A 25,503-nucleotide genomic window follows, 5' to 3' on the forward strand; every position below is an offset into this window, starting at 1 on the left:
TTAATGCGTCCAAGTTTCGGGGCGCAGTTCACATCTGGGGGGCAGGAAGCCGGGGGCTTTCATACGCTATTCGCTATTGCAGAAGCAGCTGTTATGCCTTGGGCGCTTCGTAGCGGGGGAACACCGGTGCGGGTGCGGGCAGTTCGGTGCCGGGCACGAGTGCGGTGCCGAGGGCTGCGAACTGGCGTGCGTCGCCTTCGGGTACGCCGAGCAGGGTCAGCAGCTTGGCGGTTGCGTCGGGCATGACGGGCTGCAGCAGCAGGGCGACCTGGCGCACGACCTCGAGGGTCACGTACAGCACGGTGTTCATGCGGTCGAGTTCGCCGTTCTTGCGCAGGGTCCAGGGTTCCTGCTCTGCGAAGTAGGCGTTGGCGTCTGCGAGGACGGTCCAGATGCGTTCCAAAGCGCGGTGGAATGCCTGCTCGTCGAAGTCTGCACGGACGGGCTCGTAGAGGGCTGCCGCCTGGTCGAGGATCTGGCGGTCGGCTTCGGTGAATTCGCCGTGCTCAGGCACAGCTCCGCCGCAGTTCTTGGCGACCATGGACAGGGAACGCTGGGCGAGGTTGCCGAGGTTGTTGGCCAGGTCGGAGTTGATGCGGTTGATGATGGACTCTTCGGAGTAGGAGCCATCCTGGCCGAAGGACACTTCACGCATGAGGAAGAAGCGGACCGCGTCCAGGCCGAATGCGTCGACGAGGTTTGCGGGGTCGACGACGTTACCGACGGACTTGGACATCTTTTCGCCGTTGACGAGCAGGAAGCCGTGGCCGAAGACGCGCTTGGGCAGTTCGATTCCGGCGGACCACAGGAATGCGGGCCAGTAGATGGAGTGGAATCGGGTGATGTCCTTACCGATGAGGTGCAGGTCGGCGGGCCAGTACTTGACGAACAGTTCGTTGTCGGTGTCGGGGTAGCCGAGGCCGGTCAGGTAGTTGGTCAGCGCGTCGACCCACACGTACATGACGTGCTTGTCGTTGCCGGGTACGGGCACACCCCAATCGAAGGTGGTGCGGGAGATGGACAGGTCGTTCAGGCCGCCCTTGACGAAGGAAATCAGTTCGTTGCGGCGGGATTCGGGGTAGACGAAGCCTTCGTTGGCGTAGAGTTCGAGGAGCTTGTCACCGTACTTGGAGAGGCGGAAGAAGTAGGATTCTTCTTCGGTCCATTCGACTTCGGTGCCGGTTGCGATGGCGTAGCGCTGGCCGTCGCGGACTTCGGTTTCGTCTTCGGCGTAGTAGGCTTCGTCGCGGACGGAGTACCAGCCGGCGTACTTGTCGAGGTAGATGTCGCCGTTTTCTTCCATGCGCTTCCAGATTGCCTGGGATGCGACGTAGTGGTCGGGGTCGGTGGTGCGGATGAAGCGGTCGTAGCTGATGTTCAGCGCGTCGTTCATTGCTTTGAAGCGTGCGGAGTTCTCGTCGGCGAGTTCTTTGGCGGTCTTACCGAGCTTCTCGGCGGTGGTCTGCATCTTCTGGCCGTGCTCGTCGGTGCCGGTCATGAAGCGCACGTCGAAGCCGTCGAGGCGCTTGAAGCGGGCTAGCACGTCGGCTGCGATGGTTTCGTAGGCGTGGCCGATGTGCGGGTTGCCATTGGGGTAGGAGATGGCGGTGGTGATGTAGAACGGAGTTGCAGTCATAACTTTCAGTTTACCGCAGTCTTAGGCGCGACTCTCACCGGGGTTACACTCTGATACGCGATAAGCACCAAGCCACCAGGTAACAGGCTGCCACGCCGCATGTTTCCTCCGCGCCTACGCAGGGGCACCCGTCACCCGGACGCTCCGCCCCTCCTTGCTTCGCTGCGGAGAGCGTCCGTGTGACACCCTGAGGGCGCTTCCGGAAAACACGGCGCACCAGCCTAAACTTCCAGCCACCAAGCAACACGCTAAACCGCGACAGCCCTCCCCCGCCCCACACGCAAAACACCAACCACCAAGCAACAGGCTAAAAGGCGACAGTCCTCCCCCGCCCCAGTTCGCTAGGCACGGGGCGCACACCCAAACCACCGCGCAGCTACCGCAACCCCGGCGGGATAACGTGCCCCTGCCGAACCCGCAGAAACCATCTGAGGAATCGGTGTCGTCCGTAGTGACATCAGGGTGTCCGAGCTCTGCGAGGACAGGTCCCCTGTAGGAACGAGGACGAACACCGATTCCTCAACCCATGAAGACTGCTTTTCAAGGGGAACGCAAAAATCCCGCCGATTCCTAAGAATCAGCGGGATTTTCTTTGAAGTGCGCCCCCTGGGACTCGAACCCAGAACCCATTGATTAAGAGTCAATTGCTCTGCCAATTGAGCTAGAGGCGCTTATTTATTTTTCAGGGTTTCCCCTGCAACAAGTAAATACTATACGGCATTTTATAGACACCCGCAACTCAAGTGAGCATGAAATGCATCACATATTTGTTGAGTGTTGTTGTTCAGCTTGAAACAGCAAGAATCCGGCGCCCACCTCCTCCCCTGTGCGGGATGAGAGGTGGAACGCCGGATTCTTAGAAAGCTATTGCTGAGCTACCGTTTAGCGAGCGACGGAACCTTCGGTGTAGTCGTCGTCTGCAGTGTTCCAGGAGAACAGCTCGCGCAGCTTGCGGCCGGTTGCCTCGATGGGGTGTGCCTCGCCCTTTGCGCGCAGTGCCTTGAACTCGGGTGCGCCTGCAGCCTGGTCTTCCATGAAGCGCTTTGCGAAGTTGCCGTTCTGGATGTCTGCCAGGACAGCCTTCATGTTTTCCTTGACCTCGGGGGAGATCACGCGGGGGCCGGAGACGTAGTCGCCGTACTCTGCGGTGTCGGAGATGGACCAACGCTGCTTAGCGATGCCGCCCTCGATCATCAGGTCAACGATGAGCTTGAGCTCGTGCAGCACCTCGAAGTATGCGATTTCGGGCTGGTAGCCAGCCTCGGTCAGGACCTCGAAGCCGTACTGGACGAGCTGGGAGGTGGCGCCACAGAGGACTGCCTGCTCGCCGAACAGGTCGGACTCGGTCTCTTCGGTAAAGGTGGTCTTGATGACGCCTGCGCGGGTTGCACCCAGTGCCTTTGCGTAGGACAGTGCCAGTGCGAGTGCTTCGCCGGATGCGTCCTTCTCGACTGCGACCAGGGCGGGAACGCCGCGGCCTGCTTCGTATTCGCGGCGGACGGTGTGGCCGGGGCCCTTGGGGGCGACCATTGCCACGTCGACACCCTCGGGTGCGGTGATGTAGCCGAAGCGGATGTTGAAGCCGTGTGCGAAGAACAGTGCGTTGCCGGGCTTGAGGTTCGGCTCGATGCTCTCTGCGTAGACCTTTGCCTGGACCTGGTCCGGGGTCAGGATCATGATGACGTCTGCTTCTGCTGCTGCTTCTGCAACGGTTGCAACGCGCAGGCCTTCTGCCTCAGCCTTAGCACGGGACTTGGAGCCCTCGGACAGACCGACGATGACCTTCACGCCGGAGTCACGCAGGTTCAGTGCGTGTGCGTGGCCCTGGGAGCCGTAACCGATAACTGCTACGGTGCGGCCCTGGATCAGGGAGAGGTCTGCGTCGTCGTTGTAGAAAATGGTTGCTGCCATTTCTTCTCCTCAGTAAGTTTGGTATGCGGCCCAGGCTGGGCTCAACATTGACTATTCTACTTGATAGCTTTTGGGGTGCGGGTTTACGAGAGCACTTCTCAGATTTTGGCTGGAAGTATTTGTGCCCTGCATGGTCGGGGGTACAGGGGTTTACTGTACCGGGGTTTACCATATCTGGCGCTCCCCCGCCCGCACTGCGAATACGTGTGTTTCGGTTGTGCGGGCGGGAGAACTGCTACGGGAATGTAGCGTCAGGTATTTTGTGCTAGATGCGCTCGCTCATAGCGCGCGGGCCACGTGCCAGGCCGATGGTGCCTGCGCGAACAATTTCACGAACACCGTAAGGCTCCAGAACATCCAGCAGTGCGTTGAGCTTCTCCTGGGAGCCGGTTGCCTCGATGACAAGGGACTCGGGGGAAACGTCGATCACGGATGCGCGGAACAGGTCAGCTGCCTGAACGATCTGCAGGCGGACTACGGGGTCTGCCTTGACCTTGATCAGGATGTGGTCGCGCTGGGTGGAGGAGTCGGCGGGAAGCTCGACGACCTTCAGCACGTGAACAAGCTTGTTCAGCTGCTTGGTGATCTGCTCGATGGTGTGGGCGTCACCCTCGGTCACGACGGTGATGCGGGAAACACCGGGGTTTTCGGTGGGGCCCACAGCCAGGGAGAGGATGTTGAACAGTCGGCGGGAGAACAGACCGGAGACGCGGGTGAGAACGCCCGGCTTATCTTCTACCAGAACGGACAGAGTGTGCTGAGACATTAGTTCTCTCCCTCACGATCGAACTCGGGCGAAGTGTTCTTCGCAATCCAAATCTTGTCATTAGAAACGCCTGCCGGGACCATGGGCCAGACCAGGGCGTGGGGGCTGACGGTGAAGTCAATGACCACGGGGCGGTCGTTGATTTCGAGGGCAGCCTTGATGGTTGCGTCCACGTCTTCGTCGCGTTCGCAGCGGAAGGTTGCGCAGCCGTATGCTTCGCCGAGCTTGACGAAGTCGGGGATGCGTACGGTGCCGTGGCCGTCCTTCAGGTCGGTGTTGGAGTAGCGCTCGTTGTAGAACAGAGTCTGCCACTGGCGCACCATGCCGAGGGAGGAGTTGTTGATGATGGCAACCTTGACGGGGATGTTGTTCTGTGCGCAGGTGACCAGTTCCTGGTTGGTCATCTGGAAGCAGCCGTCACCGTCGATGATCCACACGGTGGAGTCGGGGTGTGCAACCTTTGCACCCATGCCGGCAGGAACGCCGTAGCCCATGGTGCCGAGGCCTGCAGAGCTGATGAAGTGACGGGGGCTCTCCTGCTGGATGTAGTGTGCACCCCACATCTGGTGCTGGCCAACGCCGGTGACGTAGTATGCGTCGGGGCCGGTGAGAGCGCTGATGCGCTCGAGGACGTATTCGGGCGAGCCGAGGCCATCGTTGGGCTTCTCGTAGCCGAGCGGGTAATCCTTGCGGATGACGTTCAGCTCGTTCCACCATTCGGTGAGGTTCGGCAGCTGGTCTGCGAACTCGGTGGAGAGCAGGTCGGTCAGCTCGGGCAGCACGTACTTGAGGTCGCCGACGATCGGCACGTCTGCGAAGCGGATCTTCGAGATTTCTGCCGGGTCAACGTCAATGTGGATGACCTTAGCCTCGGGTGCGAAGGAGTCGAGCTTACCGGTGACGCGGTCGTCGAAGCGTGCGCCGAGGGTAATCAGCAGGTCAGACTTCTGCATTGCGGCGACGGCGGGGACGGTGCCGTGCATGCCGGGCATGCCGAGGTTCTGGGGGTCAGAGTCGGGGAATGCACCGATAGCGTTCAGGGTGGTGACGACGGGTGCGCCGATGAGCTTAGCCAGCTTGTGGAACTCTTCGGAAGCACCTGCGCGGACCAGACCACCGCCGACGTAGAAGACGGGGCGCTTGGATTCGGTGATGAACTTTGCAGCTTCGTGAATCTGCTTGGAGTGGCCGCGGGTGACGGGGGTGTAACCGCGCAGCTCCAGGTCCTCAGGAATGCCGCGGTATTCCATCATGCCGACCTGTGCGTCCTTGGTGACGTCCACGAGCACGGGGCCGGGGCGGCCGGTGGATGCAATGTGGAATGCTGCTGCGAGCGCGCGGGGGATGTCCTGCGGGTCGGTGATCATGAAGGAGTGCTTGGAGATGGGCATTGCCATGCCGACGATGTCAGCTTCCTGGAATGCGTCAGAGCCCAGCAGCTTAGTGGACACCTGGCCGGTGATTGCAACCAGGGGGATGGAGTCCATGTTTGCGTCTGCGATTGCGGTCAGCAGGTTGGTTGCGCCGGGGCCGGAGGTTGCAATGCACACGCCGGTCTTGCCGCTGGACACTGCGTAGCCCTGAGCGGCGTGGCCTGCACCCTGCTCGTGGCGGACCAGGATGTGGCGGACCTTCTTGGAATCGTACAGGGGGTCATAGGTCGGCAGAATGGCTCCACCAGGCAGGCCGAATACGTCAGTCACACCCAGGTCTTCGAGGGTGCGGACGATTGCCTGAGAACCGGTCATGCGTTCTGCGGGAGCGTTTGCCGCGTCATCAGAAGTGGAAAATCCCATAGTCATGGAAATGCCTCGTGTCTTAATGGTTCTTCGTTGTACTCAATGTTCTGCGTGGGGTTTGTGTGATCCTCACGCATCCTATGCCCGGGGGTACCAAGCTATAAAAAATGCCCCTCGCTGTTGGTGGTAGCGGTAGGGGCGCTCAGTCGCAGTGAATAGACCCTGCCACTCGCCCTAGGCGACGTCGACAAGGTTTAGAATTCGCTGGAACATTGCTGTCTTCACCCTTCTATGGTGCGCCCCAAGAGGGGGTGAGTCAAATCTCTATCGGGCAACACACCCGTTTTTGTTCATAAAGGCGCAGGTCGGATACTTTCTTTCATGATGTGGACACATTGCACTTGTTTACACATTCCCACGTGTTCATTTGAACAGGTGAGAAAAACTCGCATTTTTGGACGTCATGGCGCGTAATATGTGCGAATACTCGTGACCTTCGTTGGTTGCCCCGGTAGACTGATGCTATGACCGAACCGATTATCACGGTCGCTGATGAGCTGACCGAAGCAAGTAAGTACGCAGAGGTTATCGACCCCCGTAACTCTGTTGAGAGTAGCGAGTTTTTGACGGGTGAGGAACTCATTCGGGTTCTGCACCCGGTTTTTGACGAGCAGATTATTAATTACGGTGCATACAATTTGGTGTATGCGACGGGCCGTGCGGTTTACCGTAATCCTGATTTGGCGTTGCATCAGTCTCCTGATCAGCAGCATTTCATTGTGGGTTATCAGGATGCGCCTGATGAGGTGATTATTGCTCCGGTGAATTTGCCGGCGTTGACGCCTGCGGGTACGGCTACGACGATTGATAATACGAATGCTCTGCATGCGTATCGTGTGGGTGATGATGCGGTGACGCTTGAGTCGGTGAATGGCAGCTCGTTTTATTTGTCGTTTGAGGATAATGCTGAGGTTGCGACTCACCTTGGTACTGGCCTGTTGGAGCAGGGTAAGGATGTGGAGGATTTCCGTGAGTTTGTGACGCGGATTTGGCCGGTCCTGTAATAGAGACTTTTCGAAATGATTGCCCGCTGCGACTTTTGGGTTGCGGCGGGCTTTCGCGTACCGAACCCAGCTATGTTGGCCGCTTGAGGGGCGGTGCGCCTCCTCGCTCCTACAGGGGCACCCGCCCTCGCTGCGCTTCGGGCACCCTGATGTCGCTACGGACGGCACCGGCGCCTCTGCGCGCACCAGGCTAACCACCACGCAACACACTAAAAGGCGACAGCCCTCCCCGCCCCACACGCAAAACACCCAACCACCAGGCAAAACACTAAACCGCGACAACCCTCCCCGCCCCACACGCAAAACACCAGCCATCACGTAACACACTAAACCGCGACAGCCTCCCCCCACTCCAGTTCGCTAGGCACGGGGCGCACATACTGAACCACCGCCTAACCCAACGGACCGGCGAGATTTCGCGAACTACTGAACCACAGGACGTAAAGAGGAGCGGGGCGGCACATCGGTAGCGCGCCGCGTTTTCCGGATGCGCCCTCAGGGTGTCACACGGACGCTCTCCGCAGCGAAGCAAGGAGGGGCGGAGCGTCCGGGTGACGGGTGCCCCTGCGTAGGCGCGGAGGAAACATGCGGCGCGCATCATCAGAGACAAAGCCGGATACAAGCTCCTCAAGCCCAAAAACTGTATTTATTCAGGGAACGCAAAAATCCCGCCGATTCCTAAGAATCAGCGGGATTTTCTTTGAAGTGCGCCCCCTGGGACTCGAACCCAGAACCCATTGATTAAGAGTCAATTGCTCTGCCAATTGAGCTAGAGGCGCTTGCCTGTTTCAAGGTTTCCCTTGCAACAGAAAAATACTATACGCGAGTTTTTGTGGTGTGCGCAAGTTGATTTGGAGTGAGCCTGGACACATTGTTTGGGTGGGGTGTGTGGGACACTAGACTGTGTGTATTGCATGGGGCGCGTCCGCCCTTGGTACTGCATGGGGCGCATCCGCCGCTCCCCTGCTGATCTCTATTGATGTTTTGAGGAGTTATTGATGAGCGTTCGTCTTGAGCCGGGCACCCCGGCACCTGCTTTTACCCTTGCTGATGCGTCGGGTAAGGAGCACAGTCTGAGTGATTATGCGGGCAGTAAGGTGATTTTGTATTTTTATCCGAAGGCGTCGACTCCGGGTTGTACTAAGGAGGCGTGCGATTTCCGCGATAATTTGGCGTCGTTGAAGTCGTTGGGTTACGTGGTGTTGGGTGTTTCTCCGGACTCGCCGGCGGCTATTGCGCGTTTTGTAGAGAAGGAGTCGTTGACGTTCCCGCTGCTGTCTGATGCTGATCATGCGGTGGCTGAGGCGTATGGTGCGTGGGGTGAGAAGAAGAATTACGGCAAGGTGTATGAGGGCCTGATTCGTTCGACGTTTGTGATTGATGAGCAGGGTGTTATTTCTGTGGCTCAGTACAATGTGCGTGCGACGGGTCATGTGGCGAAGCTGCGTCGTGATTTGGGTATTGACCCGAAGTAGGGTCGTGTTTTCTGTGCTCGGGTAGCGCGAGGGGCGGCGGCGCTGTGTAGCACCTCCGTGTGGGGGCTGTTGTTCGGCGTGTTTGCGGGCTTTTTGCCCTATGGGCGCTTCTTTTAAGGCTTGGAGAACCTTGGTTCCTGGTGTACACTAATTTCTTGTTGCCTCAGACGCATGCATCTTCGGATGTGGGGTGACACTGCGCGCGAGTGGTGAAATTGGCAGACACGCAGGATTTAGGTTCCTGTGCCTTATGGCGTGGGGGTTCAAGTCCCCCCTCGCGCACACACATTTACATTGGGCCCGCCGTCACGGTTTTCGTGGCGGCGGGTTTTCTTGTATGTGCCTTACCGGGGTGGGTGTGTCTCGCCCGGTTGGGTGTTGAACCGTTATCCTGAGAGATAAGCATCCGCGACGGAAGAGAGGACCCTCCCGTGCAGCATCAGCCTTATGCATCGTCAGCTGTTGGCAATTCTGATGCGCTGCTTCGAGCCACTGTCGGCTCGAGTGGCTTGAGTCGACGCGCCGTTTTGCGTTTTGGCGCACTTTTTAGTGCTGGTTTGGCGCTTTCTGCGTGTTCTGGTCAGTCTTCTGCTGGTTCGTCTGCTGGGTCTTCGGCGAGTGCGTCGTCTGCTGATGCGCGTCGTGTGTTCCGTTTTGCGCAGGGTGCGGCGCCGTTGGGTTTGGATCCGGCGTTGTTTCCTGTGGCGAGTACGTATCAGGTGACGGCGCAGGTTTTGCAGACGTTGTTGGTGGCGAATCATTACACGGGTGATCCTGAGGTTCAGGATTCTTTGTGTAGTGCGTGGACGGTTTCTGATGACCGTTTGGTGCATACGTTTGTGTTGCGTGAGGCGCATTTTAGTAACGGTTCTGCGTTGACTGCGGATGCTGTGGTGCAGAATTTCCAGAGGTGGCAGGCGTTGGCTACGGGTGAGGGTACTGCAGCTCATGCGGTGCCTGCTCAGCCTTTGTTTGCGTGGGGTTTTGGTGTGCCGAAGCCGGGTTCTATTGATCCTTCGGCGGTGGAGCCTGCGCCTGTTCAGGCGTCTCCGTCGGGTGCGACGACTCCGTCAGCAAGTGCTTCCCCGTCTGCTTCTGCGAGTGCTTCTGCGAGCGCCTCCCCGTCTGCTACTGCTTCTGAGGCTGCGACCCCGAGCGCGTCTGCTTCTGCATCGGCTTCTGCGAGCGCTCATGCTGCTACTCAGCCGGATGATAAGAAGACCAGCAAGAAGGCGGATGCTCAGTCGTCTGCGGTGCAGTCGTTCTTGCCGCTGGTTTCGTCGGTGGTGGCGAAGGATAACTCTGTGGTGGTGACGCTGTCGCGTCCTTCGTTGGCGTTCCCGCGTATCTTGACGCAGCAGGCGTTCGGCATTATTGATCCTTCGCTTTTTGGTGCTGATCAGAAGCTGACGGGCAACCCGGTGGGTACGGGTGCGTTCCTTGTGGATTCTTTCAAGGACGGCACGGTGCGTCTGCTGAAGAATACTCATTTTGACGGTCAGGCACCTGAGCTGGATGAGATTCAGATTTCGACCCTCACGTCGTCGGATAAGCGTTATTTTGCGCTGATGGAGGGTCATATTGATGCGTGTGATCAGGTGAATTCTTCTGATCTGGGTCAGTTGGCGCGTGATGGTTATCAGACGCCGGGCCGTGACCCGTTCTCGCTGGTGTATTTGAGCCTGAATACGGCGCATCCGGTGTTGAAGAATATTTCGGTGCGTCGCGCTATTTCGCATGCGGTGGATCGTGGCGCGCTGCGTCAGTATTACCCGCAGGGCACCTCGGATGCGCAGACGCTGATTTCGCCGTCGTTCCGCATTAAGGCTGATGACGCGAAGGATTACACGGACCGCAATCAGGATATGGCGCGCTCGCTGCTGGCGACGGCTGGGTACGACAATCAGGTGATTGAGTGCTACTACCCTGCTGACGTTTCTCTGCCGTGGATGGATACTCCTCAGAAGGTGTATTCGGAGATGGTGGCTTCGCTGATTGAGGTGGGTTTGAATATTAAGCCGGTGCCTCTGCCGTGGGCTGAGTATCTGCCGAAGAGCCGCGAGGTTTCTTCTGAACGCGGTATTACGCTGGCCGGTTTCTACGGCATGTACCGTGACCCGTACGCATTCTTTGGCCCGGTGTTGGCGCCGCTGATTGCTGAGCATCAGGTGCGTTCGTTGATTGCGAATGCGCCGTCGGATATGACGACTGGTTTGACGAAGAAGAGTTCTGATGTGCCGTCGTCGGGTGGTGCGAATTCGAATGTGCGGATTTCTGCGACTCCGAGCCCGCAGCCGAGTTATTCGCCGGACCCGTTGACGCCTGAGGAGGAGGCTTCGGCTTCTGCTTCGCCGAGCCCGTCGGCGTCGCCTTCGCCGCAGCCTACTGCTGTGGCGGTTGCGCCGTCGCCTCGTTTTACGGAGATTTTGGAGGCGATTCGTACCGCGGATTCTGCCGATTCGGTGGATTCGCAGCGCGAGTTGTATGCGAAGGTTGTGTCTCAGCTGGGTCAGTTCATGCCGGCGGTTCCGTTGCTGAATGTGACGTCGAAGGTGGCGGTGAGCCGTGAGGTTCAGGGCTATCAGACGGAGCAGAATGCGATTGAGCTGTTCGGTAAGCTGCGTAAGTTGTAGGCAGTTCAGGTTTGAGTGTTGCGTTGCGTGTGTGTTTGGCGTGCCCTGGAGGGTTTCTACCCTCCGGGGAAGCTAACGTGTGAACTGCAACACTCTCCTGTTATTTGCTGATTCTAGCTATGCCTCCCCCACTAAAAGGAGTAGGCTAGATGATGTACCCCACATTCACTGTGCCCAGGCCGGGCACCCGCACCCCTAAGGGAGAATTCAGTGGTAGCACGTACTGAACGAACCGACGTCGTCCTGGTCGGCGGCGGCATCATGAGCGCCACCCTCGGCGTGTTCCTCAAGGAACTCGAACCGACCTGGAACATCGTCCTGCTCGAACGCCTCGACAAGGCCGCTCAGGAATCCTCCAACCCCTGGAATAACGCAGGTACCGGCCACTCGGCACTGTGCGAACTCAACTACGCACCCGCTGGCCCCGACGGCACCGTCTCGGCAGCTAAGGCGCTGAACATTAACGAGCAGTTCCAGATTTCCCGCCAGTTCTGGGCATCCCTGGTTGAAGAGAAGATTCTGGGCAACGCAGACTTCATTAACCCGGTCCCCCACATGTCCCTGGTCTTCGGTGAGGACCACTCCAAGTACCTGGCAGCACGCTACGACTCCTTCCGCAAGGAGAAGCTCTTCGAGCGCATGGAATTCTCCACCGACCGCGGCAAGATCGCTGAGTGGGCTCCGCTGACCGTCAACGGTCGCAAGGGTAACGACCCCATTGCTGCGACCTGGTCCCCCGAAGGTACCGACGTTGACTTCGGCGCCCTCACCCAGCAGATGATTGACCACCTGCAGACCAAGGGCGTTGAGGTTCGCTACGGCTACCAGGTCACCAACCTGAACCGCGAGTCCAACGGCTCCTGGACCATTGACGCTATCAACCGCATCAACAAGGAAGAGCCGCTGACCATCAACGCGAAGTTCGTCTTCCTGGGTGCCGGCGGTGGCGCTCTGCACCTGCTGCAGAAGTCCGGCATTGAAGAGGGTAAGGGCTACGGCGGCTTCCCCGTCTCCGGCCTGTTCCTGCGCAACACCCACGAGGCAACCGCAAACCAGCACAACGCTAAGGTGTACGGTCAGGCTTCGGTGGGCGCACCTCCCATGTCCGTGCCGCACCTGGACACCCGCTACGTGGACGGCAAGCGCGCCCTCATGTTCGGCCCCTACGCTGGCTTCAAGACCAACTTCCTGAAGCAGGGCTCCCTGCTGGACCTGCCGCTGTCCCTGCGCCCGCACAACATCTACCCGATGACCCGCGCAGGCATCGACAACCTCTCCCTGGTCAAGTACCTGCTCTCCGAGCTGGTCAAGGACAAGAACGCACGCCTGGAGTCGCTGTACCAGTACTACCCCGAGGCTGTTGGCGGCGAGTGGGAGCTCATCGAGGCTGGCCAGCGCGTCCAGATTATGAAGAAGGACGCAAAGAAGGGCGGTATCCTGCAGTTCGGTACCGAGGTTGTCTCCGCAGCGGACGGCTCCATCGCGGCTCTGCTGGGTGCATCCCCCGGTGCTTCCACCGCGGCTCCGATTATGCTGAACCTGCTGGCTAAGTGCTTCCCCTCCAAGATTGCCGGTTGGGAGCCTCGCCTGAAGGAGCTCATCCCCGGTTACGGCGTGAAGCTCAACGATAACCACGACCTGGCTGATGAGCTGATGGCTCACACCGCTAAGGTTCTGGGTATTCACAACTAGTTTTCAGTTAGGCTCAGCAGGTAGCTTTATACCCTAGCTGACAAGCCTTTTTTGAGGCTTTTCGGGGCGGTTACCCTCTCTAACTGACCGACAGGTCAGCTATCTGCACTCGCAGAAAAATGCGGGAGGGTTAGAAAACCCTATAATGTCACCGCAGGGGCGGGAAGGACAGCTCATTGTTCTCCTCGCCCCTTCTGTGCGCCCACACGCTGAAGCTCATAGGCGCACCACTGTGTACACCCCACTCATTCAAGGAGCCCCATTGGCTGCACACACCGGCTCTTCCACGGACACCTCCTCAACCCAGGTACCCGCCGGAGCTCGACGCGGTCTCTTCTCCCGTAAGAAGAAGCCCGCTGACCCCAAGTACGTCAGCGTCAAGCTGCGCGACTTCCCCAAGGGCAGCATCCTCTACATTCTGCGCCGTGCCATCTACAAATTCGGCGCAAACGGCGGCACCGACATGGCGGCAGCACTCACCTACTTCACCGTGCTGTCCATCTTCCCCGCCCTGCTGGCGATCGTCTCCCTGCTAGGCGTATTCGGTCACGGTGAGGAAAGCGCCGCCGTCATCCTCGCCTTCCTCAAGGACAACGCGCCCGCCCAGATGTACGCCATTATGGAAGACCCCATCAAGCAGATTACCGGCGACCATGGCGCAGGCCTGGTGCTGTTGACCGGTATCCTCAGTGCGCTCTGGTCCGCCTCCGGGTACACCGGATCCTTCGGCCGAGCTCTCAACACGGTCTACAACGTGCGTGAAGGCCGCCCCGGCTGGATTCTCAAGCCGCTGAACGTCTTCGTCACCGCCGTGATTATCATCCTCGTGGTACTCATGATGCTCATGATGCTGCTGGGTGTAACCGTCCTGGACATGGTCGGTCAGTACGTGCCCGCGACCGTCGACATGGAGCTCATCAAGCTCATCTGGCTGAACGGCCGCTGGGTGCTGATTCTGTTCATGGCAATCGCCCTGATCACTCTACTCTACGCCGCCACCCCGAACGTGCGCCGCTTCAAACAGTGGAAACTCTCCCCCGGTGCGGCGCTCGCCCTCTTCGGCATGGGCCTGGGCGGTTTCGGCTTCACCCTCTACGCCAACAACTTCAGCAAGTACAACGCCACCTACGGCCTGATCGGTGGTGTGATTGTGATGCTGCTGTTCATCTGGATCATGAACAATATGCTTCTCTTCGGCGCGCATCTGGACGCCGAAATCATGCTCATGCGCCAGATTATCGCTGGCGATGACGACCACGGCCACCTGAAGGTGCAGCCGCGCAGCACCTCCGCATCGCGTGCACTGAAGGCACGCCAGGAACGCCTCATGTCCGCCGGACGCGAATTGCAGCAGCAGGCGGCAGGCCAGGGCATGCTCCCCAAGCCGAAGGGCCCCTCCATTGCGGATCGCGTGCAGAAGGCGGTGGACACTAACACCACCATGATTCGCACGTTCATTGCCGACGGCAAGGAACGACTCGACAACGGCAAGGAACAGTTGCAGAAGAAGCAGGCGAAGGCTGATACCGCCGAGGCTCAGGCTTCTGAGGCAACCGCGGCGAAGGCAGAAGCGAGCGCAAAGGCTGAACCTCAGCAGGAGGCGCTCTTCGACCTGGGCACCGATAACTCAACCGGTGCGGCCAAGAAGAACTAAGCGGTAGCTCAGCTGAGCGCGTACCGCCTCAACCTTTCAAAGGGCGCAGGACAGAAACCCTGCGCTGGTCACTAAGATAGAACTATGACCAGTGCAGAATTCTCTCCCGCGCCCTTTGCCGTACCCAATGCTGTTGTACCAGGCACTACCCTGCCCGACCTCGAGTACACCCTCTACCAGCCGCAGCAGCTCAAAAGCCGCGTCCCCGCCCTCATGCTTCACGGCTTCGCCACCCGCGGCGAACAGCTCTACGGCGGCACCAGCTGGATCCGCCAATACCTGCGCGCCGGATACCCCGTGCTGATTGTTACCCTGCCCTACCACTCAGACGAATACCTCAAAGACCCCGAATCCATGCACGCCGTCGACTGCAAACTCCCCGACAACACGAGCGTGCGCAGCCGCACAATTCCGTTCGATTCGGTGCCCCCTGTCGATGCGGCAGGTCAGCCGCTGACCCCCATGCACCTGTTCACCAACCTGCTCGCCCAGCTGCTGCGCACCGTCGCCACCGAGAACGACCTCGGCGTTGAACTGGAGCCCCGCGCGCACGTTATTGGCTTCTCCTTCGGCGCCCGCGTCGGCTGGGAACTCGCCCTCACCCACCCGGAGGCAGTCGCATCCCTCACCCTGGGCGGCCTGCCCCTACACGACCACCTCATTACCCTGCGCGCCATGCTCGAAGCGCACGAGGGAACCAGCGCCTCCGCGAGTGCAGAAACCCCGGCGGCAGACTCCACCGACGAGGCGATTGCCTCCTTCACCTCGATTATTGACAACTCCCCCATTCAACCCGACGCGCTGCTGAAGTTCGTGAGGATTCCCTTCGGCCCGTTCTTCGACGTGCCCGCCCTGCGTGCCGGATCCCCGGATTTGCCGGCGGGCCACCCGGGCGCGCATCCGCACGCACCCATCGCGGTGGTACTCGGTGACTCGGACACCATCGCCGCCGACGGAGCGGAACTCTACGACATGGTGCGCGGCAACAATCCGCTTAACCGCTTCATCTCCCTGGCCGGCCGCGACCACGTGAACGCACTGACCTCGGGCGCGTTCCGACGCGGTGCGCTCGCCTTTGCGGCAGAGGTGGAGGCGGCAGAGTAAGTAGCCGCAGGCTACGCGGGTTCCGGGCGGGTTGAGTTACAACGTCATAAAACGTCACATTCACCTGGGGGCTTCACGCTCAGCCCCGGGGTGCATCAGGTATGCCTTAGCTCTTAGAATGGGAACGTATCAAAAAACCTTTATCTGCGGTTGAACCTCAACCGTGCCTCAGCAAAGGAGCACCATGCACAAGGTTAAGGCTGTCGTAGCCCTCGCCCAGGACGCACCCGTCACCGTCACCACCATCAACGTACCCGACCCCGGCAAGGGCGAAGCACTCGTCAAGGTCCTCACCTGCGGCGTCTGCCAGACCGACCACCACTACGTCACCGGCGGCGTCGGCCAGGACTTCCCCTACCTGCTCGGCCACGAGTCCGCAGGTATCGTCGAGGCTGTCGGCGATGACGTCACCGACATCGCCCCCGGCGACCTGGTCATCCTCAACTGGCGTGCAGTCTGCGGCGAATGCCGCGCATGCCGCAAGGGCCAGCCGCAGTACTGCTTCGCAACCCACAACGCAACCCAGAAGATGACCCTCGAGGACGGCACCGAACTCACTCCCGCACTGGGTATCGGCTCCTTCGCGGAGAAGACCCTCGTCGCAGCCGGCCAGTGCACCAAGATCACCGCTGACATCAGCCCCGAACAGTACGCAGCCATCGGTCTGCTCGGTTGCGGCGTCACCGCAGGTCTGGGCGCTGTGCTGAACACCGGTGAACTCAAGCGCGGCGAATCCGTCGCAGTCATCGGCTGCGGCGGCGTCGGCACCGCAGCAATCGCAGGCGCACAGCTCGGTGGCGCAACCACCATCATCGCCGTCGACGTCGACGAAGAGAAGCTGGCACGCGCACGCGAGCACGGCGCAACCCACACCGTGAACTCCTCCAAGGTCGACCCCGTTGAGGCTATCAAGGAACTCACCGGCGGCTTCGGTGCAGACCTCGTCATTGACGCTGTCGGCGTCGCCCCCACCTTCAAGCAGGCATTCGAGGCACGCGACCTGGCAGGCCGCGTCGTCCTCGTCGGCGTGCCCGCACCCGGCGCCACCTGGGACATCCCGCTGGATGAGGTCTTCGGCCGCGGCGGCTCCATCAAGAGCGCATGGTACGGCGACACCCTGCCCTCCCGCGACTTCCCCGAGTTCGTGGACCAGTACCTGCTCGGCCGCCTCGACCTGGACAGCTTCGTCTCCGAGCGCATCCGCCTCGAAGACGTCAACGAAGCATTCGAAACCATGAAGACCGGCCGCGTGCTGCGCTCGGTCGTGGAACTCTAGGACCGTAGCGTGGAACGTATTGAACGAGTCGTCACCTCCGGCACCTTCTCGCTGGACGGCGGTTGCTGGGACGTTGACAACAACGTCTGGGTTATCGGCAATGACTCCTCCGTAATCATCATTGACCCCGCCCACGACGTTGACAAGATCTCCCGCACCGTCGCAGGCCGCACCGTGGAGAAGATTCTGCTGACCCACGCCCACGACGACCACATCCGCAGCGCCAAGGAGGCGGCAGAACGCTTCGGCGCCCCCGTCTATCTGAACCCCGCAGACCGTGTGCTCTGGGAAATGGTGTACCCCTCCTGGGACTTCGATCACGAACTCGCTGACGGCGACGTACTGCGCATCGGCGACACCGAACTGAAGGTCCTCGCCACCCCCGGCCACTCCCCCGGCTCCGTGTGCTTCTACGCACCCACCCTCAGCTGGGAGAACAGCGAAGGCGTCGTCTTCTCCGGCGACACCCTCTTCAACGGCGGCCCCGGCGCAACCGGACGCTCCTACAGCGACTTCGACACCATCATCGAGTCGATCTCGACCCGCCTGCTGACCCTGCCCGGGTCCACCGCGGTCCTCACCGGCCACGGCGACAGCACCGGCATTGGTCTGGAGGCGCCCGAGCTTCCGGCATGGATCAAGCGCGGTCACTAAACCGGTAGCCTCACGCTGAGGCTCTCACACTGAGGTTCTCACGCCGAGGCTCACCACAAACCGAGCACGGTACACAAAAGGCGGATGCCCCACCACCTGCAGAAGGTGGCGGGGCATCCGCCTTTTAAACATGCGCTAATTACGTTCCAGCTGATCCCAAGGAGCCAGCTGCTCCTCATGCTCCTCACGCCACAGGTAGCCGTACAAATGACCCAACGCAAAATACAGAGTCGCAATAATCACCGGGACCATAAACGCATTACGGTAATACGGAGCGTCACCCATATAGCCGCCCCACATACTACCCATCGCAAGACCAATACCCAGCATCGAGCGGGTAAAGAAGCTCGCCTGCGCATCAGGAATATGCTTGAGCGAACGGTTCAGCCACAGCTCATGACCGCCAAACGCCACACCCAGCACCGCACCACACAGCACCAACGCATAGAAAATCGTGGACGTATCATCACTCGCCGGCAAATACAGGGCACCCATAATCAGCAGAACGCCGCTCACCAACCAACCATGCCACGGGTTCACCGAACGGGCACCCAAAACCACGGGGAAAGACACAAGCACCATCGCGCCGGTACCGGTCGCAACCATCGCCATGAACAGGTTCATCGAACCGTGAATCAGCGAGAAGCCCAGCAGACCCGAACCGACCGCGCCCATACACGCACCCAGCAGCACCAGACCAAGAATCAACACCACCGTCTGCTTATTCGGACGGACCAGATTCTTCGGCGGAGACATGCGAATACGCGAAATATCCGGCAGCCACATCGGCGCGGCCAGAACCACAATGAACAGTAGCGCATCCAGAATCATCGTGATCCAGAAGCCCGCATACTCATGATTCGGGGTGAGGTACGCATCGCCCAGCCGCACCAGCAGAGCAGCCAGCGGGTACATCGACAGGTTCGCCGTCGTCCCCCAAGAAACAGCTGTCGACAAGCGAACATCACTGTACTTATAGTTGCGGCGGTACAGCGACTCCAACGCAAACGGCGTCCACGGCGGAGTCGTAAAACCCATCGCCACGCAAGAGAGCGCATGGTATGTCGTACTCACGTTATTCGGGTCAACCGTCAAACGCCAACCAATGACCAGCATATTCAGCACCGCAGCAATATTCAGCACCGACGTAATCGCCAGCAACGCCCTCAAACCCAGGGCACGCACCAGCATCGGGCCGAGCATAATCTGCACCGAATACGCGCCAGCAAACGCCGCCACCGCATAGCCGCCATCATGCACACTACCCAGGTGGCTCGCCAACAGAATATACAGCGCAAACGCCGAAGAAGCCGCCGGAATATGGAACAGAATCGTCAACACATTACGGGCAAAGCCCTCATCACGGAGCACACCGCGCAGATGGTAACGCTGCTCCTTACCGTTACGCAGGAACAACGCCCAATGCTGACGCAAAATATCCGGCACCGAGGCGTTCGTATTAACCTCATCCGCAGTAGGAACCGGTCGCGGCGGCAACTCCTGCAACACGTGGTCGTTACTGCGCACCACATCCGTCAAGGACGTACCCGGAACCGTTGGAATACCCGTGCCCGAAGCACACGACTTATCCGGCGAATCGGAGGCGGGTGCCACCTTCATGGTGCGCGGAGGAACCTCCGGCGCGGATGCGTTAGCGCGCGCATCAGCCGAAGGTTCCACACGATACGTTGAGTTCGGGTCCCTGTCCTGAGGTGTCGAGGTCATCATCTCTTTCACGAATAAGCCGCCGGACATGCCACAATAGCAGCCCGGAAGCGAATTTATGCCTACTAGGAGTTTACCCTCACCGACGAGCCGTTCTGACCCTTTTCAACCACAATCTGGGCGGGAATACGGTTCTTCATCTCCTCCACATGCGAAATCAGGCCAATAGTGCGGCCGCTATCACGCAGAGATTCGATCGTGCCCATCACCATGTCCAAGGTTTCGGCGTCCAACGTGCCAAAACCCTCATCAATGAACAGGGTATCCAGCTCGATACCGCCGTTATTCGCCTGCACAACCTCAGCCAGACCCAACGCCAACGACAGCGACGCCAAGAACGACTCACCACCGGACAGCGACGACGCCTCACGCGGCTCGCCCGTCCAGGTGTCGGTAATCTCCAGGTTCAGGCCGCCGCCGGAACGGCTACCCTTCGCACGGTGATCGCTGAACACCATGCCGTAGCGGCCCTCACTCATGCGATCCAGGTGCAGTGACGCCGAGTGCAGAATCCGCTCAAACTCGGCACCCAGCACGTAACTCACCAGGTCAACCTGATGCTCATAGCCGCCCAGCGTGTCACCGCGGGCAGCCGCCGCCAGGTTCGCCAACATCTGCGCACGGTCATAACGCTGCGCCGTCTTCGCACGGAACGCCGCATACTCGCCACGCAGCACATGCAAAGAACGCAGCATGCTCTCCCGCTCACCCTCACGAAGAGTCAACCGGTGCGCCGCCGCACGCAGCTGCTCAACCCGCTCACGCACACCCTGCAGATCATCCGGCGCCTGCTCACCAGCGGCGGCACGAGCCGCCACCGCAACAATCGCCTCACGGCCAAAGCCCTCAAGGAGGCGGGCATGCTCCAGCTCGTACGCGGCAACAGCCTGCTCCAGGGCGTCGACGCGCTCGGAGGTACGCACCGCCGCATGAACCAGCTCGGCGCTCTCAAACGAAGACTCAGCCAGCAAACGCTCAGCCGCAGCAGCCGCCAAAGCATGACGCTCACGCGCCTGCCCCAACAGCAACACCGCACGAGCAAGACGCTGATGCGCCGCACGGTAACCCTCAACAGCCTCAACACGTTGCGCAAAACCCACCGCTGCACGAGCAGGCGCCAACTCAGCCGCAGCCGCCTCACAGCGCGCCGCAGCATCACGGTGACGAGTCTGAGCCTCAACCGCCGCGCTCTCGATGGTGCGTAGCGCCTCCTGAGCCTTCTGCTGCTCGGCACGCACCCGCTCAACCTTCACCAGCACGCCGTCACGCGCGGTCACGCGCGACTGAGCCTGCGCGAGGCGGGTCTGCGCCTGCTGCAGCTGGGCGGCAGTCTGCTCAACATCGCACTCGCCCTGAGCCACCAGGGTCTCGTACTGGGTGCGGGCGACGGCAAGCGCCTCGGAGGCTTCCTGATGTGCCTTGGTCGCCCGATCCTTAGCCAGTTCGTGGGTACGCGCCTGCTTGTGTGCCTTGTCTTCACGCTCCTTGGCGGCGTCCAGGTCGGCACGCTCAACCAGCTGCTCGCCCTCGGCAATCTGCGCGGGGGCGGGGTGCTCGACCGAGCCGCAGACCGGGCAGGGTTCACCGTCCTTGAGCTCGCGCGCCAGCAGGGAGGACGCCTGGGCGAGGCGCAGCACCTGCAGGTTCTTGAACTCCTCCGTAGCGGCGAGCGCCTGCTGAGCCGAAGCCTGCCACTTTTCCTGTGCCTTCTGCTCGGCGGTGGCGGTGCGCTTGCTCTGCTTCTGGGCCGCAGCAACCGCGGCGGAGGCGGCATCCAGCTTCTGCTGCATCTGCTGGGCTGCATCGTGCTTCTGCTGCGCCTCGGTGACCAGGTGCGCGGCGAGGGTTCGTTCCTCGTCGGCGGTGCTGTATCCCGCGAGTTCTTCGGCGAGCTGCTCGGCTTGGGCGGTGAGGTCGCTCATCGTCTTTTCGGCACGCGACTTGTCCTGTTCGAGGGAGTTAGCCTGCTTCAGCAGGGCGGCTGCGGCGGCTTCCTCGTCGGCGAGCTGCGCGTCCTTCTTCTGCAGGGCGCGCAGGGTGTCAAGGAGCGCCTCGAGCTGGATTTCCTGCTCGGCGGGCTCGAGGGAAGGGAGTGCGGCGAAGGTGGTCTCCTCAGGGAAGGTGGTCTCCGGCGAAATGTTCTCATCGCGCAGTGCCGCAAGCAGAGCGTTGCCGTTCTCCTCCAGCGCGGATGCACAGGCCGCCTGCTCCTGCTGGCGGGCGGCGAGCGCCTGCGATTCGGCATGGACCTGCGCGTACTGTGCGTGCAGGGGCGCGGCGGCACGCGCCTGCGCCAGCTCTTCACGCTGCGCCTTGTGTTCGTCGGCGCGTTCAGTCAGGCGGGTGCGGCGCTCGCAGAGCTGCTCGTATTCGCGCCAGTCGGCCTGTAGCTGGGCGCGTTCGGCGAGTAGGCGGGTGTTCCGGTCGGCTTCGTCGGTGAGGCGCTGCTGCTCCTGCTTTTCGCGTGCGGAGGTTTCGCGGGCGCGTTCTACTCCGCCGGCGACCCATGCGTCGAGGGTTTCGGCGGTGACACTCTCAGCGGTGAGGTTTTCCGGATCCTCCCCCGCCTCCACAAACTCTTCAACAGCAGAGCCCTCGGTATCGGTGCCCTCAACATCCGTATCTACAGCATCCAGGAGCGCCTGCAGGGCGAGCATTTCTGCGCGGGCACGTTCAATGTAGCCGCGCTGGGTGTTTTCGTCCTGGGCGACGTCCTGCTGAGCCTTTTTCGATTCTTCAAGGAGCGCGTCGAAGAGCTGCTCGTAGTGTTCGACAGGGAACATCTTTTTGAGCAGTTCTTTGCGTTCTTTGGGCTTGGACTTGAGGAATTGCGCGAACTGACCCTGCGGCAACAGTACGACCTTGAGGAATTGTTCTTTGGTCAGGTGGGTGCGTTCGGCGATGGTGCGGTTGACTTCGGCGACGCTGCTGGAGATGGGCGTCCATGCCTTTTCGTCGGAGGGGTCGGCGCCGGGTGCGAGTTCGGCGAGGGTTGCTTTGGCGCTTTCTTCGCGCATCTGGCCTTTGCGAGCGCCGCGGGTGATGGGTTTGTTGTAGGCGGGGGTGCGGTCGATGCGCAGGCGCTTGCCGTGGAGGGTAACGTCGAGTAGTACGCGCGGTTTGGTGCCGCTGTGTGCCGCATAGGTAGAGTGCAGTTTGGCGGATTCGCGGTCGCTGCTGGTTTCGCCGTAGAGGGCGTAGCAGATGGCGTCGAGGATGGTGGTTTTACCAGCGCCGGTGGGGCCGTTGAGCAGGAATACGCCGGCGTTGTTGAGGGTGTCGAAGTTGATTTCTTGGCGCTTGGGGTATGCCATGAAGGCTTCGAATTCGAGGTTGTGCAGGATCATGCGTTGTCCTTGTGGCTTTTGATGTGGTCGCTGAGGGTGGTGATGACGTCGCGTTCTTCGCTGGTGAGGGGGCGGTTGCGTACGTATTGGTGGAATTGGTCGAAGGTTTCGACGGGGTCGGCGTCGCGGGTGGGCGGTGCGGCGGTGGGTTTGTCGGTGGCGGGTTGGGTGCTGCGGTAGCTGAAGTGGGAGATGGTTTCGTAGCGGCTGCGCAGGCGGTCGACGGCGCCGACGGGTAGGGTTTCGTCGGTGAGTTCGATGCGGCAGTAGTAGCCCTGCTCGTAGGGGCTGTTTTCTGGGGCGTTGAGTAGCTGCTCCATGGTGCCGCGCAGGGTTTTCATGTGTACACGGGTTGCCCATTCGTGGCTGCTGATGGTGGGTTCTTCGCCGGGGTTGAGTTCGATGAGGTAGGCGCCGTTGCGGTTGTGTTCTTCGCTGAATGAGAAGCCGAGCGGGGAGCCGCTGTAGCGGATGGTGTGGGTGACGGGGTAGCGCTTGTGGATGTGGCCGAGGGCTACGTAGTCGAAGCCGTCGAAGAGGGAGGCGGGTACCCAGTCGATACCGCCGACGCTGATGTCGCGTTCGGAGTCGCTGCGGGGTGTGGTGTCTGCGCTGCCGGTGGTGTCGCTGACGGTTGCGTGGCTCATGACGATGATGCGGTCGGCACCTTCGCCGCGGGCGCGTCGTTCTGCGGCGTCGGCGCGGATGGCGTTGGTGACGGCGCCGAGGACCGCCTGGTGGGTGGGGTCAACGCCGAGGGCGGTGGCGTGAAGGCGCGGCGCGAGGTAGGGGATGGCGTAGACGTGTACGCGCAAGGTGCCGTCGGTGAGTTCGACGGGGCGGGTAGCGTCTTCGAGGCTGGTGCGCAGGTGCACGCCGGAGGCTTCGAAGAAGGCGGCGCCGTAGCTGAGGCGGCGGAAGGAGTCGTGGTTGCCGGAGCTGAGGATGACTCGCACGCCGGCGCGCATGAGGCGGGTGAGTGCTTGGTCGAGCAGGGTGGTGCTTTCGGCGGTGGGGATGGTGCTGTCGTAGACGTCGCCGCTGATGAGGAGAGTATCGATGCCTTCGGCGTGCACGTATTCGAGCAGTTCGTCGATGAACTGCTGGTGTTCGCGGGTGAGGGGGCTGCGGTGGAAGGTGCGGCCGAGGTGCCAGTCGGAGGTGTGCAGAATCTTCATGGTTTCAGTATGGCACTGCGTCATGTTTTGCGCCTCGCAGTTCGTCATTCAGGGGTCGGAACCCACCACTGCGTAGGTGCTCATGCGGAGCGGGGGCTCCGTCCTCAAGGCGCCCCAGCGCCGCAGAGGGGGCACTCCCCCGCGAGCGTGAGTGCAAAGCCGTTTCTGTCTAAGTCTCCCTCTATTCCCGGTGAGGACGAGTAGCTAACCATCCTCGGCGAAAGTGCTCATGCGGAGCGGGGGCTCCGTCCTCGAAGCGCCCCCAGGCGCTGAAGAGGGGGCACTCCCCCGCGAGCATGAGCACGAAGCCGCCTGCTACATCTCCCCTCCCGCAAGCATGAGCACGAAGCCGCCCGATACATCCCCCGCGCATCCTGAACGCACATGGGATAATCGCCCTATGAGTTTTTCTTCTGTTGAGTTCACACGTGCACCTGAGGTTTCGGCTGAGTTTGCGGGCAGGGTGCGCAGTTTGTTGCGTGCGTCTGCGTTGGGTGATGCGCTGGGTTATCCGTTGGAGTTGTTGTCGGCTGAGCAGATTGCGGAGAGTGCCCCTAAGCCGTGGGATTCGGCGTTTGGTGAGCTGCTGGTCAGTGATGATACGCAGCTGACGTGTTTCACGCTGGACGCTTTGACTGAGGTTTTGGAGTGGAATAATGAGGGCGCGGCGGCGGATGAGTTGGCGTGTTTGTGGTTGGCGTATTTGCGGTGGTTCCGCGGTATTGGTGAGGTTCTGCCGGAGTCTGCGCCGTTTTCGTTGGATCGTGAGATTGATGGGTCTTCGGAGTTGACGGCTCGTCGTGGTCCGGGTGCGGCGACGTTGCGGGCGTTGGGTTCGGGTGAGATGCAGTTGGTGTCAAAGTCGTTGAATCCTGATGCTTTGGGTAGTGGTGCGTTGGTGCGTTCGGCGGCGTTGGGTGTTTTGCCGGTGGCGCAGGAGCGTACGGTGGTTTTGTTGGCGGTGCGTGCGGCGGCGTTGACACATGGGCATCCGGAGGCGTTGGCTTCGGCGGCGGCGTATGCGTTGTTGGTTCGTGATTTGTTGGCGTCCCAGTCTGGCTCGTTTGATGCATTGTTAGAGGCGGCGCGGCGTGTGCTGTCGTGGTGTGGTTCGGTGGCGGCGGATGATTCGATTCCGGGTGATGCTTCGCGTACGGCGGCGGCGCTGAGTCGTGCCGTCGAGCTGCTGGAGGGCGGTACGGTGCCGGTGCCGGAGGCTGTGGCGGAGCATTTTGGTACGGGTTGGACGGCGCCTGAGCTGTTGGGTGTGGCTCTCTGGTGCGCGGCGGATGCTGTGAAGAGTCTGCCGGCTGATGCTGATGATGCGACGGTGCGTGGTGCCCTGTTTGAGGGGTTGTGCCGTGCGGTGTCGGTGGATTCGGATTCGGATTCGGTGGGTGCGATGACGGCGGCGTTGTGGGCGGCGGCTGGTTTCCCGGTGGGTGGCGATGAGGCTGATGCTTGGTCAGAGGCGCTGGGGCGTGTGCGCGGTTTGGATCAGGTGGAGGCGGTGGCGGAACGCTATCTGCGCCAGCTGGGACTGTAGCAGTACCCGGCGCAGCGGCGATGCGTAGCGGAGGCCCCATCCTCAAGGCGGCTGGCTCATTTACTTATTGGGGCGCCGCAGAGGGGGCACTCCCCCGCGAGCA

General features: G+C 60.8%; 16 protein-coding genes and 3 tRNA genes. 10 read left to right on the top strand and 9 right to left on the bottom strand.

Annotation, left to right across the window (positions count from 1 at the left end; translation table 11 throughout):
• Window positions 1-91: 91 nt before the first annotated feature.
• The 5 genes from metG to HMPREF2749_RS06925 all read right to left on the bottom strand — a co-directional run bounded on the left by metG (window position 92) and on the right by HMPREF2749_RS06925 (window position 6,115).
• Window positions 92-1,636, bottom strand: a complete 1,545-nt coding sequence (metG, locus tag HMPREF2749_RS06905; protein WP_070593895.1) for a methionine--tRNA ligase — start codon at window positions 1,634-1,636, stop codon at window positions 92-94.
• 598 nt (window positions 1,637-2,234) lie between these two features.
• A tRNA-Lys gene (locus tag HMPREF2749_RS06910) sits at window positions 2,235-2,307 on the bottom strand.
• A 211-nt stretch (window positions 2,308-2,518) separates the two neighbouring features.
• On the bottom strand, window positions 2,519-3,547 hold the full coding sequence (ilvC, locus tag HMPREF2749_RS06915) for a ketol-acid reductoisomerase (protein WP_070593897.1): 1,029 nt from the start codon (window positions 3,545-3,547) through the stop codon (window positions 2,519-2,521).
• A gap of 265 nt (window positions 3,548-3,812) precedes the next feature.
• Window positions 3,813-4,313, bottom strand: coding sequence for an acetolactate synthase small subunit (gene ilvN, locus HMPREF2749_RS06920; RefSeq protein ID WP_070593899.1), 501 nt, complete (start codon window positions 4,311-4,313; stop codon window positions 3,813-3,815).
• Entirely contained in the window at window positions 4,313-6,115 is a 1,803-nt protein-coding gene (locus HMPREF2749_RS06925) for an acetolactate synthase large subunit (protein WP_049337896.1), read from the bottom strand. The genes ilvN and HMPREF2749_RS06925 overlap by 1 nt, the downstream gene beginning before the upstream one ends.
• Before the next feature lie 461 nt (window positions 6,116-6,576).
• On the opposite strand from HMPREF2749_RS06925, the gene HMPREF2749_RS06930 reads away from it, so the two are divergent.
• Complete coding sequence (locus HMPREF2749_RS06930; protein ID WP_070593902.1) at window positions 6,577-7,116, top strand: hypothetical protein; 540 nt, start codon at window positions 6,577-6,579, stop codon at window positions 7,114-7,116.
• Between the two features lie 706 nt (window positions 7,117-7,822).
• On the opposite strand, the gene HMPREF2749_RS06935 is transcribed toward HMPREF2749_RS06930, so the two are convergent.
• Window positions 7,823-7,895 (bottom strand) — tRNA-Lys (locus HMPREF2749_RS06935).
• A gap of 219 nt (window positions 7,896-8,114) precedes the next feature.
• Here HMPREF2749_RS06935 and bcp point away from each other — a divergent pair.
• The 8 genes from bcp (at window position 8,115) to HMPREF2749_RS06975 (ending at window position 17,604) form a co-directional block, all read left to right on the top strand.
• On the top strand, window positions 8,115-8,591 hold the full coding sequence (bcp, locus tag HMPREF2749_RS06940) for a thioredoxin-dependent thiol peroxidase (RefSeq protein ID WP_005508643.1): 477 nt from the start codon (window positions 8,115-8,117) through the stop codon (window positions 8,589-8,591).
• Window positions 8,592-8,791: 200 nt separating this feature from the next.
• Window positions 8,792-8,873 (top strand) — tRNA-Leu (locus tag HMPREF2749_RS06945).
• Window positions 8,874-9,022: 149 nt separating this feature from the next.
• On the top strand, window positions 9,023-11,224 hold the full coding sequence (locus HMPREF2749_RS06950) for an ABC transporter substrate-binding protein (RefSeq protein WP_070593904.1): 2,202 nt from the start codon (window positions 9,023-9,025) through the stop codon (window positions 11,222-11,224).
• Between the two features lie 210 nt (window positions 11,225-11,434).
• Window positions 11,435-12,916 carry a malate:quinone oxidoreductase gene (locus HMPREF2749_RS06955; RefSeq protein WP_070593906.1) on the top strand — a complete coding sequence of 494 codons (1,482 nt, stop codon included), beginning with the start codon at window positions 11,435-11,437 and terminating at the stop codon, window positions 12,914-12,916.
• Window positions 12,917-13,178: 262 nt separating this feature from the next.
• Window positions 13,179-14,570, top strand: a complete 1,392-nt coding sequence (locus tag HMPREF2749_RS06960) for a YihY/virulence factor BrkB family protein (protein ID WP_049342153.1) — start codon at window positions 13,179-13,181, stop codon at window positions 14,568-14,570.
• A gap of 84 nt (window positions 14,571-14,654) precedes the next feature.
• The gene (locus HMPREF2749_RS06965) at window positions 14,655-15,674 is read left to right on the top strand and encodes an alpha/beta fold hydrolase (RefSeq protein WP_049342154.1); all 1,020 of its coding nucleotides are present in this window, start codon (window positions 14,655-14,657) and stop codon (window positions 15,672-15,674) included.
• 184 nt (window positions 15,675-15,858) lie between these two features.
• Window positions 15,859-16,950, top strand: a complete 1,092-nt coding sequence (locus HMPREF2749_RS06970) for an S-(hydroxymethyl)mycothiol dehydrogenase (protein ID WP_049342155.1) — start codon at window positions 15,859-15,861, stop codon at window positions 16,948-16,950.
• A 9-nt stretch (window positions 16,951-16,959) separates the two neighbouring features.
• On the top strand, window positions 16,960-17,604 hold the full coding sequence (locus tag HMPREF2749_RS06975) for an MBL fold metallo-hydrolase (RefSeq protein WP_049342156.1): 645 nt from the start codon (window positions 16,960-16,962) through the stop codon (window positions 17,602-17,604).
• 135 nt (window positions 17,605-17,739) lie between these two features.
• On the opposite strand, the gene HMPREF2749_RS06980 is transcribed toward HMPREF2749_RS06975, so the two are convergent.
• The 3 genes from HMPREF2749_RS06980 to HMPREF2749_RS06990 form a co-directional block, all read right to left on the bottom strand.
• Window positions 17,740-19,329 (bottom strand): MFS transporter, encoded by a 1,590-nt coding sequence (locus tag HMPREF2749_RS06980; protein WP_239664264.1) that lies wholly within the window; start codon window positions 19,327-19,329, stop codon window positions 17,740-17,742.
• A 65-nt stretch (window positions 19,330-19,394) separates the two neighbouring features.
• A complete protein-coding gene (locus HMPREF2749_RS06985) occupies window positions 19,395-22,676 on the bottom strand; it encodes an AAA family ATPase (protein ID WP_070593908.1) in 3,282 nt (1,093 codons plus the stop codon).
• Entirely contained in the window at window positions 22,673-23,878 is a 1,206-nt protein-coding gene (locus HMPREF2749_RS06990; RefSeq protein WP_239663289.1) for an exonuclease SbcCD subunit D, read from the bottom strand. Before HMPREF2749_RS06990 ends, HMPREF2749_RS06985 begins: the two co-directional genes overlap by 4 nt.
• A 376-nt stretch (window positions 23,879-24,254) precedes the next feature.
• On the opposite strand from HMPREF2749_RS06990, the gene HMPREF2749_RS06995 reads away from it, so the two are divergent.
• Window positions 24,255-25,400: an ADP-ribosylglycohydrolase family protein gene (locus HMPREF2749_RS06995; RefSeq protein ID WP_049349577.1), complete on the top strand. Its 1,146-nt coding sequence runs from the start codon at window positions 24,255-24,257 to the stop codon at window positions 25,398-25,400.
• Window positions 25,401-25,503: the final 103 nt, after the last annotated feature.

The sequence above is a fragment of the Rothia sp. HMSC075F09 genome (assembly GCF_001810515.1).
In the GTDB taxonomy this organism is placed as follows: domain Bacteria; phylum Actinomycetota; class Actinomycetes; order Actinomycetales; family Micrococcaceae; genus Rothia.

What these genes read in the sequence shown, in the direction of transcription:
- metG (WP_070593895.1), bottom strand. Translation starts at nt 1,636, where the DNA reads ATGACTGCAACTCCGTTCTACATCACCACCGCCATCTCCTACCCCAAT.
- ilvC (WP_070593897.1), bottom strand. Translation starts at nt 3,547, where the DNA reads ATGGCAGCAACCATTTTCTACAACGACGACGCAGACCTCTCCCTGATC.
- ilvN (WP_070593899.1), bottom strand. Translation starts at nt 4,313, where the DNA reads ATGTCTCAGCACACTCTGTCCGTTCTGGTAGAAGATAAGCCGGGCGTT.
- HMPREF2749_RS06925 (WP_049337896.1), bottom strand. Translation starts at nt 6,115, where the DNA reads ATGACTATGGGATTTTCCACTTCTGATGACGCGGCAAACGCTCCCGCA.
- HMPREF2749_RS06930 (WP_070593902.1), top strand. Translation starts at nt 6,577, where the DNA reads ATGACCGAACCGATTATCACGGTCGCTGATGAGCTGACCGAAGCAAGT.
- bcp (WP_005508643.1), top strand. Translation starts at nt 8,115, where the DNA reads ATGAGCGTTCGTCTTGAGCCGGGCACCCCGGCACCTGCTTTTACCCTT.
- HMPREF2749_RS06965 (WP_049342154.1), top strand. Translation starts at nt 14,655, where the DNA reads ATGACCAGTGCAGAATTCTCTCCCGCGCCCTTTGCCGTACCCAATGCT.
- HMPREF2749_RS06970 (WP_049342155.1), top strand. Translation starts at nt 15,859, where the DNA reads ATGCACAAGGTTAAGGCTGTCGTAGCCCTCGCCCAGGACGCACCCGTC.
- HMPREF2749_RS06980 (WP_239664264.1), bottom strand. Translation starts at nt 19,329, where the DNA reads ATGACCTCGACACCTCAGGACAGGGACCCGAACTCAACGTATCGTGTG.
- HMPREF2749_RS06985 (WP_070593908.1), bottom strand. Translation starts at nt 22,676, where the DNA reads ATGATCCTGCACAACCTCGAATTCGAAGCCTTCATGGCATACCCCAAG.
- HMPREF2749_RS06990 (WP_239663289.1), bottom strand. Translation starts at nt 23,878, where the DNA reads ATGACGCAGTGCCATACTGAAACCATGAAGATTCTGCACACCTCCGAC.
- HMPREF2749_RS06995 (WP_049349577.1), top strand. Translation starts at nt 24,255, where the DNA reads ATGAGTTTTTCTTCTGTTGAGTTCACACGTGCACCTGAGGTTTCGGCT.